The 12,586-nt window shown below is 32.2% G+C and carries 13 protein-coding genes and 1 pseudogene; all 14 read right to left on the reverse strand.

Annotation, left to right across the window (positions count from 1 at the left end):
- Positions 1-59: 59 nt before the first annotated feature.
- The 14 genes and pseudogenes from MQX03_RS19760 to MQX03_RS19825 all read right to left on the reverse strand — a co-directional run bounded on the left by MQX03_RS19760 (position 60) and on the right by MQX03_RS19825 (position 12,228).
- Positions 60-1,064 carry a virulence RhuM family protein gene (locus MQX03_RS19760; RefSeq protein WP_242805287.1) on the reverse strand — a complete coding sequence of 335 codons (1,005 nt, stop codon included), beginning with the start codon at positions 1,062-1,064 and terminating at the stop codon, positions 60-62.
- A 23-nt stretch (positions 1,065-1,087) separates the two neighbouring features.
- Positions 1,088-1,519 carry a nuclear transport factor 2 family protein gene (locus MQX03_RS19765; RefSeq protein WP_242805289.1) on the reverse strand — a complete coding sequence of 144 codons (432 nt, stop codon included), beginning with the start codon at positions 1,517-1,519 and terminating at the stop codon, positions 1,088-1,090.
- A 31-nt stretch (positions 1,520-1,550) separates the two neighbouring features.
- Positions 1,551-2,303 (reverse strand): SDR family NAD(P)-dependent oxidoreductase, encoded by a 753-nt coding sequence (locus MQX03_RS19770; RefSeq protein WP_242805291.1) that lies wholly within the window; start codon positions 2,301-2,303, stop codon positions 1,551-1,553.
- A 91-nt stretch (positions 2,304-2,394) separates the two neighbouring features.
- Positions 2,395-2,766, reverse strand: coding sequence for a YraN family protein (locus MQX03_RS19775; protein WP_242805293.1), 372 nt, complete (start codon positions 2,764-2,766; stop codon positions 2,395-2,397).
- Positions 2,766-3,119 carry a DoxX family protein gene (locus tag MQX03_RS19780; protein WP_242805294.1) on the reverse strand — a complete coding sequence of 118 codons (354 nt, stop codon included), beginning with the start codon at positions 3,117-3,119 and terminating at the stop codon, positions 2,766-2,768. Before MQX03_RS19780 ends, MQX03_RS19775 begins: the two co-directional genes overlap by 1 nt.
- A gap of 1 nt (position 3,120) precedes the next feature.
- Entirely contained in the window at positions 3,121-4,050 is a 930-nt protein-coding gene (locus MQX03_RS19785) for a S66 peptidase family protein (RefSeq protein ID WP_242805296.1), read from the reverse strand.
- Positions 4,051-4,166: 116 nt separating this feature from the next.
- Positions 4,167-4,853 (reverse strand): LysE family translocator, encoded by a 687-nt coding sequence (locus tag MQX03_RS19790; RefSeq protein WP_242805298.1) that lies wholly within the window; start codon positions 4,851-4,853, stop codon positions 4,167-4,169.
- Between the two features lie 160 nt (positions 4,854-5,013).
- The gene (locus tag MQX03_RS19795) at positions 5,014-5,283 is read right to left on the reverse strand and encodes a hypothetical protein (RefSeq protein ID WP_242805300.1); all 270 of its coding nucleotides are present in this window, start codon (positions 5,281-5,283) and stop codon (positions 5,014-5,016) included.
- 246 nt (positions 5,284-5,529) lie between these two features.
- Positions 5,530-7,680 carry a ribonuclease R gene (gene rnr, locus MQX03_RS19800; RefSeq protein ID WP_242805302.1) on the reverse strand — a complete coding sequence of 717 codons (2,151 nt, stop codon included), beginning with the start codon at positions 7,678-7,680 and terminating at the stop codon, positions 5,530-5,532.
- 699 nt (positions 7,681-8,379) lie between these two features.
- A pseudogene (locus MQX03_RS19805) lies at positions 8,380-8,637 on the reverse strand (thrombospondin type 3 repeat-containing protein); the annotation flags it as partial.
- Positions 8,638-8,770: 133 nt separating this feature from the next.
- On the reverse strand, positions 8,771-9,511 hold the full coding sequence (locus MQX03_RS19810; protein ID WP_242805304.1) for a hypothetical protein: 741 nt from the start codon (positions 9,509-9,511) through the stop codon (positions 8,771-8,773).
- Positions 9,508-9,861 carry a DUF1016 N-terminal domain-containing protein gene (locus MQX03_RS19815; protein ID WP_242805306.1) on the reverse strand — a complete coding sequence of 118 codons (354 nt, stop codon included), beginning with the start codon at positions 9,859-9,861 and terminating at the stop codon, positions 9,508-9,510. Before MQX03_RS19815 ends, MQX03_RS19810 begins: the two co-directional genes overlap by 4 nt.
- A 277-nt stretch (positions 9,862-10,138) precedes the next feature.
- Positions 10,139-10,573: a ribose 5-phosphate isomerase B gene (gene rpiB, locus MQX03_RS19820; protein WP_242805308.1), complete on the reverse strand. Its 435-nt coding sequence runs from the start codon at positions 10,571-10,573 to the stop codon at positions 10,139-10,141.
- 56 nt (positions 10,574-10,629) lie between these two features.
- Positions 10,630-12,228, reverse strand: a complete 1,599-nt coding sequence (locus tag MQX03_RS19825) for a DUF4139 domain-containing protein (protein ID WP_242805310.1) — start codon at positions 12,226-12,228, stop codon at positions 10,630-10,632.
- Between the last annotated feature and the right edge of the window lie 358 nt (positions 12,229-12,586).

Genomic DNA, 12,586 nt, shown 5'->3' on the forward strand with positions numbered 1-12,586 from the left:
AAAAGAAATGATTGAATAAAAGTGTTTCAAAAGTTGACAAAATGTAAAGTCTTAGAAGCTTAAAGATTCTTTCCTAATTTTTTTATTTCTTTATCAAAATCAGAAATTATTTTTTGGGTTTTATTGAATGTTTCGTATTCTATGACTGCTTTTTTATCCGCAACAATTTTGGCTACCTTTCCGTTTCCTTCCAATACTTTGTATTCGTTGAAATTTAAAAACTTATTGACACTTTCCGCCAAAGCTTCCATCGTAAAAGTATTTTCTCTTTCAATTAAACCCTCGATGTAATCAAAATAACCTGTCACCGTTCTTTCAAGCTGCTGAATTTCTTTTTCTGCGAGATAATTTTTGGCAACTACAACATCAGATTTCAAAATTCTTCCATCTGGAGAATGTTTCCATGTAGTCAAGCCCATATTTTCTTTTTCGCTGTTGGCGTTTTTATAAATAATTTCGGCGGCAGTTTTTCCGGTTATGGCAAAATGAAATTTATTCTGAACTGTTGCGTAAAAGTTTTTAGTAACATCAGAATTTTTATCATAATCAATACTGCATTCGGCGAATAGGTCTGTGACTTGTTGATAAATTCGCCTTTCACTTGACCGAATCGAGCGGATTCTTTGGAGTAATTCTTTAAAATAATCTTTACCGAAAACGGTTTGTCCCTGCTTCAAACGTTCATCATCCATCACAAAACCTTTGATGATAAATTCCTTCAAAGTATGCGTTGCCCAAATTCTGAATTGCGTTGCTTTTGCTGAATTGACTCGATAACCAACAGAAATTATGGCATCGAGATTATAATATTCGAGATTTCTGATAACATTTCTTTCTCCTTCAGTTTGAACTGTTCGGAATTCCCGAACAGTTGCTTCCTTTAAAAGTTCATTGGAAGCATAAATGTTTGACAAGTGCTCACTAATCGTAGACTTTGCCACATCAAACAAAGCCGCCATTGACTTTTGCGTAAGCCAGGCCGTTTCATTTTGCAGAAAAACATCGACCCGAACTTCATTGTTTGGCGTCTGATAAATTAAAAATTTTTGAAAATCTTCGTTCATTATTTGTTCGTTTTACAACAAATTTATGGCTTTATTTCCACACTTTGACGGCTCCACAATTTCCATTCAGATTTCTTTTTAATCCAGATTTCAAGCACTGCGAGTTTCATTTCAAAATCATATTTTTCGTAAAGACCCGCAACTTTAATGGTTCTTCTGAGGCTGACGGTATTTTTAAACTTTTTAATTTCAGAAACTTCAGTCTGACTGATTTCCTTGTATCCGACTTTCTTTGAAATAAAATCTTTTTTAAAATCATCCAAATTCAGAATCCAGCCGTTAGAATGACCGAAAGAAACGTCTTTGGTAAATAGATTTACAATTGAAATGTTATTATTCATCATCAGAGAATCCAATTTTTTAGCCTGAATCAAAACCGCATCTTCCGCCTTTGAATATTTTTGAGAATATCCAAAAACAAAGAACAATAAAAAAATTCCACAAAAAACTTTCATTTTCAAATTCTCAAATTAAACCATTTTCAAATTATCCTTTTCTGTAAATCGTTCTCGGCTCACTCTGAGCACTAGGATAGATTGTCATATCTGAAACTGTCACGTGCTGTGGAGCATTCACACAGTAAGCGATGGCATCAGCAATATCTTCAGCTTTCAATGCTTCATAACCTGCATAAACGGTCGCTGCTCTTTCCTGATCACCTTTAAACCTAATCAAAGAAAAATCTGTTTCTACAGCTCCGGGTTGAATATTCGTCACTCTGATTCCAAACTCTGTGAGTTCGATTCTCATTCCTTCAGAAATCACATCAACTGCCTTTTTTGTAGCACAATACACCACGCCATTCGCATAAGTCTGTCTTGCTGCAACCGAGCTTATATTGATAATTTGTCCGGAATTTCTTTCTTTCATCATCGGGATAAGCGTTTTTGAAACGTATAGAAGTCCTTTTATGTTACCGTCGATCATAGAATCCCAGTCGTTGGTACTTCCGGCTGATAAAGGCTCTAAACCATGTGCATTTCCTGCATTATTGATAAGAACATCTACATTTTTCCACTCTTCAGGAAGTGACGCGATTGCGTTTTCAACTTCTTCCAAATTTCTGACATCAAATTTTAAACTAAAAACTTCGGTCAAAGCTGATAATTCAGTTTTTACAGATTCCAAAACCTCTGGTCGTCTTCCGCAAATGATGATTCTGTTTCCTTGTTTTGCAAAAAACTCTGCAGTGGCTTTTCCGATTCCGGAAGTGGCTCCGGTGATGAATATTGTTTTCATAAAAATTTTCATTTTTAAATCTAACAATGTATCAGTATATCAGTTTACCAATAATTGGTACATTGTTAGGTTGGTAAATTGTTACATTAAATTAATTGGCGTCGAATGCCTGAAAAGCATCCGGAATATGTTCTACTATTAAATTTCCTTTTTGGTCAGGGAGCACAGAGATAATATCAAATCTCACCTCCTGATCTCTATTAAATTCTTCCATAAAATGGTTGGCTGCCGTAACAATCGACTTAATTTTTCCTTTTGTAACGGCTTCTTGTGGCAGAATAAAAAAATCGGTTGATCTGGCTTTCACTTCTGTGACAATAATTAAGTTGTCTTTTTCAGAAATAATATCGATTTCAGCTTTTTTAAATCTAAAATTTCGCACCAAAATTCTGTAGCCGTTTTTCACTAAATATTCGGCAGCCAAATCTTCTGCTTTCTTGCCAAGGTCGTTGTGATCTGCCATTACTTTCTAAATTGATACGCCCACCAAATCAAAACAATCTGTAAAGGAAGTCTCAAAAGAGTAAGCCAAAAATATTTATGATGAATCTGATAAAACTTTTTTGCCATCTCAATATTGGCAGGAAAAACTGCGATAAATAATGCGATACAAAGATAAGCTCCCAGCTTTTGAGTTTCGGGAAAGAGGAAGAGAATTCCACACAAAATTTCTACTGCACCGCTGATGTAAACCATCTGCAGATGCATTGGAATATAATCGGGCATTATTTTCATGAAAATCTGAGGCTTTACAAAATGTATCACTCCAGCTAAAATCAAGAAAAATGCGAGTACAAATTTTGAGTAAAACATCATTCTATTTAAAAGTTAACGATACATTTTTTCCGGCTTTCAAAGATATTTCTGCTCCTATTATCAAAGGAATATTGTTGTGAATATGCCCATTTGGGAAAGCAAAAACAGTAGGGAAGTTATATTTTGAAATTCTGTCTGAGATTAATTTGTATGCAAACTCATCAAAGCTTTCTTCGTATTGCTTGTTTTCTTTTTCGTCGCCCATATTGGTCATTCCGCCAATAATTAAGCCTTTGATTTTAGTGAAAACTCCGGCTAATTCTAAGCTCATGATCATTCTGTCGAGTGCATAAAAGTTTTCGCCAATATCTTCGATGAATAAAATTTTATCTTTAAAATCAAAAGAGTATTTTGTTCCTAAAAGCGCATAAACTAAAGCCAAATTCCCTCCAATCAATTCGCCTTCCACATTTCCTTCTTTGTTGAAATGATTCGATTTTAAAGTATATTTTAAAGGTTTTCCTTTTAGAATATTAAACGTTAGATCATAACTTTCATCAGTCACTCCGAAACTTGAGGTTTTAATGGTTTGCCCATGAATTGAAGCGAAACCTTTTTTCAACAAATAACTTTGAATCACTGTATTATCAGAATATCCAATATACCATTTCGGATTCTTTGTAAAACCTTTTAAGTTTAAATTTTCAATGAGATGCTGACAGCCATAACCTCCACGAGATGCCCAAATAGCAGAAATTTCAGAGTCGTTTAAAGCCCAATTGATGTCTTTGGTTCTTTGCTCTTCAGTTCCGGCATAATTGTAACCGTTTGAAAATTTTGTATAAAGATTTTCACCTAACACTGGTTGAAAACCTTTGCTTTTAATTAATTTAATTCCTTTCTCAAGCTGAGCGGGTTCTACGGCTCCGGCAGGGGAGATGATGGCAATTTTATCGCCTTTTTTAAGAGATTTTGGAAATATTTTTTTCATCTGTATTTTTATTGTTTTTATAGGTCATCTGCAATCGCTAAAACTTCATGGATATTTATACCATTAAATCATTGCGATTTCATTTTTCAATTGATGTTTTTTTTAATCAGACTGATTTATTGATCTTTCTTGTACTTTAGTTCTTTCTTTTCTGCTTCTTCTAATCTTTTGTCAAACTGATTAAACTTTTTGAAACTTTGCAGAAATATGAAGAAACTGAAAATAATCAGTACGATACCAACACCTTTTCTGATATTGTTTGCTAATTTTTGAGTCAATCTATCGTGGAATTGTTTTGATAAGAAAATTTTAGCAAAATCTATCAAAAGATAGGTCATAATCACAATGGCTAGGTATAAAATCAGAGTTCCGGTATCCGGATATTGATTTCTCACACCAATAACTGTAAGCAACCAGAAAAGAATGACTCCCACATTTAAAATATTTAACAGAAACCCATTAAGGAATGTTTTTATGTAGTTCTGACTGATAATTTTTTCTTCTCCCGGCAAGTGCATTTTGGTTTTGGTTACCAACATGATGATACCATAAGACAGGATGAGAATCGCTGTAATTCTATAAAAACCGGGGTGTTTATCAATAAGATTTACAATGTCTGCACTGGCATAGTAGGCTGCTATAATGCACAGTAAATCTGCTGTAATGACACCAAAATCAAGTGCTAAAGCATGTCTTGGACCTCTTGTAAAACTAGTTTCTATTAAGAGGAAAAAAATAGGACCTATGAAAACCAGGCTCAACATGAAGCCTAGGCCAACGGCCGATAATACGAGTTCAAACATTCAAATTTGTTTCTATCCCAAATTTAAAAATTATATTTCTATTTGTCTGCAAAAATGAATTTTTTAAATCTAAATCGTATGATAAAAACTTTTTTAAACAAAAAAGACTGCCACATAGGACAGTCTTTCATTATTTAAAGTGAAATAGCACGCTTTCAATTTAGTAGTTATCTGGACAAGATTCATTGTAGACAAATTTGTAATCTTTTCTGACTTTTAAACCAAATATACCTCTTTCAAAAGTATAGATGATTTGATTATTACCCCACATTTTTTTATAATCAATAAAAAAACTTCTTGTCATATAAGAATATTTGTAAGCATTACCACTCAAATAAATGTAGGTAGTTTTTCCTTTTTGGTGACTATTCCTTCCTCCAACTTCAGCAATCTTGCTTTTAAAGCAATATGTTTCTTTTTTTGGATTCATTCCTGTAAAATAATTGATTAGAAAAAAACAATTGACTATCAAAGGAAAAACAACTCCAAAAAAGTAATTTTTATCTCCGTCTTTAATTTTAATAATGTTTTTGTTGATTAATCTATTAATAATGATGCACATTAAGCTGATAATCAAAACAAACCAATAAAAATTAATAACTGTTTTAAATATCAAAGTTACTAGTAAAACAACATTTAAAATACTTAAAACAATATATTTATCAACTTTAGTCATTTAATCAACAATCTTAAAGTCTAATTGCTTTTGAATTAAATTAGCTTTTACCACTTTGATCTGAACTTCTTCGCCCAGCTGAAACTTTCTACCTGTTCTTGAGCCGTAAACAGCGTGTGTCGACTTATCATAGGTGTAAGAATCATCCATTAAATCACGTAATTTAATCAAACCTTCAGCACCGTTTTCAGGAATCTGCACCCAGAAACCAAACTCTGCAACTCCGGAAATAACACCCGTAAATGTTTCTCCCAAATGTTTTTCCATGAATTTTACCTGCATGAATTTGATAGAATCTCTTTCTGCATCGGCAGCCAAACGTTCTCTTGCGCTGCAATGTTTAGCTTTTTCTTCCAATTCATTTTTATCAGGAGATTTTCCGCCATCTAAATAATGTTGAAGTAATCTGTGCGCCAATAAATCTGGGTAACGACGGATAGGAGAGGTGAAGTGTGAGTAATAATCAAAACCAAGACCGTAGTGACCGATAGGCTCAGTAGAATAAACTGCTTTGCTCATACTTCGCATGGCAAGTGTTTCGATCATATTTTCTTCTCCCTTACCTTTTACTTCAGAAAGTAAGTTATTTAGAGATTCGGCAACTTTTTTGGTGTTTGTCAGATCCATTTTATATCCGAAAGTCGAAACGAAATCTCGTAAAGCTTCTAATTTCGCAGGATCCGGATCGTCGTGAACTCTGTAAATAAAGGTATTTCCGTTTGGCCTTCCTTTTTTAAGAGAAACAAATTCAGAAACTTTTCTGTTTGCCAAAAGCATGAATTCTTCAATCAAATGATTTGAATCTTTGCTGACTTTAAAGTAAACTCCAATCGGTTCGCTTTTTTCATTTAAATTAAATCGAACTTCGCTTCTGTCAAAGGTTATCGCACCGTTTTTAATTCTTTGGTCACGCATGATTTTTGCGAGTCTGTCGAGCGTCAGAATTTCTTCTGTTAAATCGCCTTCCTGAGTCTCAATTCTTTCCTGAGCTTCTTCATAAGTGAATCTTCTGTCTGAGTGAATGGCAGTTCTACCGAACCATTCATTCACCACTTCAGCTTTATCATTCATCTCAAAAACCGCTGAGAACGTAAACTTGTCTTCATTCGGACGAAGCGAGCAAACGTCATTACTTAAAACTTCGGGCAACATCGGTACAACACGGTCAACCAAATATACAGAAGTCGCTCTTTCGTATGCTTCATCATCCAACATCGTTCCCGGAACTACATAATGCGAAACGTCGGCAATGTGTACTCCGATTTCCCAGTTTCCGTTGTCTAATTTTTGGATCGATAAGGCATCATCAAAGTCTTTTGCATCTTTCGGGTCAATCGTGAACGTACAGATTTTACGCATATCTCTACGCTTCGCAACCTCTTCATCGGTCACTCTTCTGTCAATTTTATCGGCGTCCGATTCTACTTCTTCAGGGAAGCTGTATGGTAAACCATATTCTGCTAAAATAGAGTGAATTTCTGTTTCGTGTTCTCCTGGAGCTCCAAGAACTTTAATAATTTCACCATCAGGATTTTTATCTCCAGATTTCCATTCCAGCATTTTTACAACGACTTTATCGCCGTTTTCGGCACCGTTAATTTTACCTTTTGGTATAAAAATATCAGTGTTAATCGTTTTTTTATCACAAACGACAAACCCGAATTCTTTATGCTGAACGAGCTGGAAAGTTCCTACAAACTCTGTGCGGTTTCTTTCTAAAACTTCTAGCACAGAGCCTTCCATTTTTTTTCCTTTAAAATTGTAGGTTACGATAAGAACTTTATCGCCTTGCAATGCATCTTTCACATTTTTTGCGTGAACGAAAACGTCATCTTTTAAATTCTCGACTGTTACGTAAGCATTTCCACTTTGGTTGAAATCAATAATTCCTGTTAAAGTACCTTCAATGTTTAGATTGATGCTAAATTTTCCTTTTTCAGTTTCCTTAATTCTTTGATTTGCTAAAAGCTTATGTAAAGACTGGATTACCAACTCACGTTGTCTCGGATTTTTATAGTCAATTCCGTCTGAAATCTGTTTGTAATTGTATATTTTGGTTTGGTTCTGATTCATAAAACGGAGAATCAGTCTTCCAATTTCCAAGAGTTTTGAGTCATTTTTCTGACTTATGTATTTATTTTTTTTTGGCATTATTAATTGCTTTTTTTAAAATTATTTTTTTGAAATTTCATTATTGTAACTACCTTCTGCTATCATAGATCAACTTCTGGTTTCAAAAATATATTTAAATTTATAATTATAAACAGTAGTGTAAGTAATAATTTCAAACGTAATTTCTGGATGAAATTTCTTATTTTCTATATTTCCATCTTCATGAAATATAATTTTATTAAAATTACTGGGTAATTTAGAAAGTTTCTTATTTTTATTTTTATTTTTATTTTTAAGATATTTTATTTTGCCATATTTTGGATCTGAAAAAGAAGAAAGCTTATTTATAAAGGTAATTTGTTCGCTATTCAACTTTCCAAATTCTTCATCATTTTCTGTGTAAAAACCACTTCTATCCCAAAATAAAGAATTATTTGATGCAGGAAAAATATTTTGATTGATAGCGCTAGAAATTTTTCTTATCATTTTTTCGTCCCAAATGTATGATTCTGATGTGTAATTTAAGGTTTCTGGAAATTCAAAAGTTGGACACTCTGCCGGTCCATGTCCTTCAAAAATGTTTGGATTGATAATTAATAAAACAGCAGAATCAAATTTAATCTTCTTTAAAATTTCTAATACTGGTTTTTGTAAAGACTTGTAATTAATTTCTTTCTGTAAATTTATGTAATCGTGTGCTTCTTTTCTTGCAATTTCATAATTTTCAGAGCAATTTTTTTTTGGACAACCTTGTTTTTCAGGAATACCAGGAATCGTAGGACACGCATCATCTTTATCTAAAATCCCATCTCCATCTGTATCTGACCATGGACAACCATTATTTTCCGTAGGACCTGCAACTTTATAGCAAGCATCATCTTTATCCCAAATCCCATCTCCATCATTATCTGTCCATGGACAGCCGTTATTTTCTTCGGAACCTACATCTTTGGGACATTGATCTAAATAGAACAAAATACCATCTCGATCTTCATCAGAAAGACACATCTTTTTGCTGAATTGTTTCCTGCATTTTTTAAAAGCTTGTTTGTCGGCAATTTCCTGTGCACTGGTAAAAATTATTAGAAATAATAAGCAAAATGTTGCAAAAGTTTTCATTTAACTTATTTTAAAATTTATATTCATCTTTTGTAGGAATTTCTATCCACTTCTTAAGTTTGTATTGAAAGGTCTTATAAACTTCTTTATTATCATCATAAGTATATCTCACCGTAACAATTTTACCTAAATAATTTCTGAAATTTATCTCAAATTCCTGATAAGATTTTTCACTAAGATTTAATTTATTTTCTTTATATCCTTTTGCGTGAAAAAAATGATACTTTTCTCCTTCATTTGCATTAAAATGACCCAAAATTTCAGTCTTTTTTTGTTTTAAAAATATTAGGATTGCTTTATCATTCTTATCTATATTGAATTTAACATTTTGTACATTTATAAATTGTCCTTTTTCAGGTAAAAACGGAATTATATTGATATTGAATTTTCTATGTAAATATCTGACTGTTCTCTTATTCCAAAAGTCGGATTGATTATATGCTGGATTCCAATAATTACAATAGTGCGGAGTATAATCGAACGGATCTAAAATCATAGTTGTATACTTTGAAAATGGCTGTCTGTAATTGATAATTATACTTTTTCTATCGAAAATAAGCTGATCAACAATTTTTTTTTCTAACCTTTTGAAAGAAATATCTTTGAAATCATTTTTTAAATTATTACACTTTTTTAAATCCTTTTGTTCTGCTTCCTTTTCTCTTTGAAGCTCCCGAATTGTATCTCTAGGTTTTTGTGCATAACAAAAATAAAACAAAAAAACTAAAAGAATCGGAAGAATACTTTTCATAAAATAGGTGGTTTTATTGTTTTAGCTACAACATGTTTCGGCCAGCTGATTTCCCCTACCAATGGTTGGAGATTTATATTTGATTGATATTCAGAATAAAACTGCATCATTAACCATAAATTAGTAGTGGAAAACCCAACAAATCCAGAAAATTCTTTTTGTAATTCTTTGGATAGTGTAGCAACAACTGATTTTCCCCAATTTTCTGTCTGATTCTCCGAAATAGATTTCCCAATTTCCCAATACAAATTAATCAAGGCAACATTCACTGCCTTCATTGCTTCGTACTGTGCATTTCTTACTTTAGTTTTAATTTCGGAAATGAATTTTATTTGAGAATTTTCTAACATTGATGATATTCGTTTACATTAATAAAACTGCTTTTAATAAAGTAAATGATCTTTTACTTTTAATATTTTTTAATTGAATTTTCAGTTATAATGAAAGTTTTAGTTGTATAAATTTAATACAAAAAAGGAGAAGTGGGAGGAAAACCTTTCAATAAATATCTAAATTATTTTCAGGCTTTGGATGGAATAAACAGATTGGTAATTTCTGTTTGATAAAGCAAATATAAGAAATAAAAAATAAATAAGGCTTGCAAACTGAATTACAAGCCTTTATGATTTAACAGAATGCTATTTTATCAACTCTTGTCTGATGCCTTCCTCCTTCAAAATCGGTAGAGAGAAATCTGTTTGCAATTTCTATAGCAACTTCTTTAGAAATAAATCTAGCAGGGATAGAAATCATATTTGCATCATTATGCTGTCTTGCCAACTCTGCAATTTCCGGCATCCAACATAGTGCACATCTGATTTTCTGATGTTTGTTTGCCGTAATCTGAACTCCGTTTCCGCTTCCACAGATCAGAATTCCTAGTTCATTTTCACCGTTCTCAACAGAAGTTGCTGCAGGGTGCACAAAATCCGGATAATCTACGCTGTCAATAGAAAATGTTCCAAAATCTTGTACTTCAAACTTTTCTTCAAGATGTTTTTTTAGGATTTCCTTGTATTCAAAACCGGCATGGTCTGCGGCAATAGCGATTTTTCTTTTCATTTTTATATACTTTTATTTTTTTATTCATTTTCTAACATAAACTGATAACCAATTAATTACAATCCCATTAATTGATTATTTTTAAGTGAGTTTACTTTGTAAGAGAAGTTTATTTTCTTTGTCTCATTTGCGTTCAATGAAACATCCCAAGTTAGAATTCCGGTCTTTTCATCGTATTCTGCAATCCCATTATCTATCATTGTAATGATAATCTGCTTATCAGATGAAATAGGAATTTGGTCTTTTACTTTTATATTTATTTTTTCGCTTTTGTTGTTTCTTACAGTAATTTCGTATGCAAATTGCTGTTCTTTATTTGTTGAAGAAATATTTTTTGTAAACGTTTTATCTTTTACAGGCTGTCTCTTAACATTGATTTTACGGTCTTCACCCAAAGTAAGAACCATTTTGCTATCAGTAGTTTCCGGATTTATGACTGTTTTTCCGACGTTGGTATCTTCGAATACGATATTTGCATCAGCTTTTATCAGATTATATTTATCCAAATTCTCAATTTCGGCAACCAAAAATGCTGAATTTGAATATCTTGGAACCGAAGAATAAATAAAATTGGCTGGAATCTCGAGAGCATTAAGATTGATGCTATTGTCTTTATTATTAGACAAAATTGTATAGTTATCTTCCAATTCATAACTCAAATTTAATTGATTCTGTGAAGCAGTATTTCTTACATTCCCTGTGATTACCACTTCAGCTATTTGAACTGAACTTGCGGATCTTGTTGATATTTCATTTTTTTCACTTTCATTATATTTTGGTGGTGGCGGTTGGTAATACAATTGCCAAACACCCAATGTAGGAAGTACCTTTTGCTGATTCGGATAGCCGGAAACAAGGTTCATTTTGATATTTTTCCAATCTAAACCTGAGTTTTGACGAACCATCGCCTTGTATCCCAAATTTATTTTACTGTTCAATCCATTTGCAATGATGTCGTAATAAGGTCGCCAAGAAGCTTCACGAACGGTATATTTAATATCTAAATTAACATTTTCATTAGCTTCTGCTGAAACTTGAAGGATGAGTTTTCCTCTCGGATAATTTTCTCTTTCTTTATTATTAAGATTAAATTTTGTCTCTAAACCAGCCAATTTATTTTGCCACTTTTCTAATATTTCCTGATTGCTGTCGTAGGCTAAATTTAATTCTAATCTTTTCTTTTGATTAAATTTTACCAGCTTAGAGACTTCTGAAGCGTACGAAGTAGAACCAGAATTTACAGTTTGATTTTTATCTAAAATCTCAATACTTTTTGAAATAGAAACACCTTCTAAGTTCAAATTTTTTATTTGCTTTCTTACTAAATCTATACTATCTAAAACAATCTTGTGTTGAGGGTTTTTCTTATCCAATGCCACTTCATACATTCCATCATCGTTAGAAAAACGGTAGGTAAGGATAGAAATTTTATTCTTGCTTCCTATTTTTATGGTACTCTCATCTATATTTTCTGCGATATTGGTAACAACAATTTCCGAACTTCCTTTCGGAATTTTAAAAGCAGTGCTGGAAAAAAGCTCTCCGGATTGTTCGTAAACCGTAGCAGATTTGAGTTCAGCTTCTGCAAAGATCGATTTTTGGGAAAAAATAGAAATTGAAAAAATACTAAAACCTAACAAAAGGAAGTTTTTCATTTTTTTAACATTTGAATACTACAAATTTAAGTATTAAAATGCAAAATGTTATTTACCTACTCATAAAATGTGAAAAGCACTGTGAATAACTGTGGAAAACTTTTCTGAACTAAATATTTCCTAATCCAAATAAAACGTTACTGAAAGTTGTCTCCAAAAATAATGACCAAAACTTCAAAAAACTTTCCTGTCAGAAATCTGGCATTTCTCCATAATCAAGAAACTAATATTTAACATTGTTCAAAAGTTACTAATATTTGTTAATAAGTCTTAAAATTATCAGATGTTCAGCAATTTACATTGTTAATTAAATATGAATTGAATTCAAACTGTATGTTATGAAGTTTTAACAGAAAAG

The sequence above is a fragment of the Chryseobacterium aahli genome (assembly GCF_022699665.1).
Taxonomy (GTDB): Bacteria; Bacteroidota; Bacteroidia; order Flavobacteriales; family Weeksellaceae; genus Chryseobacterium; species Chryseobacterium aahli.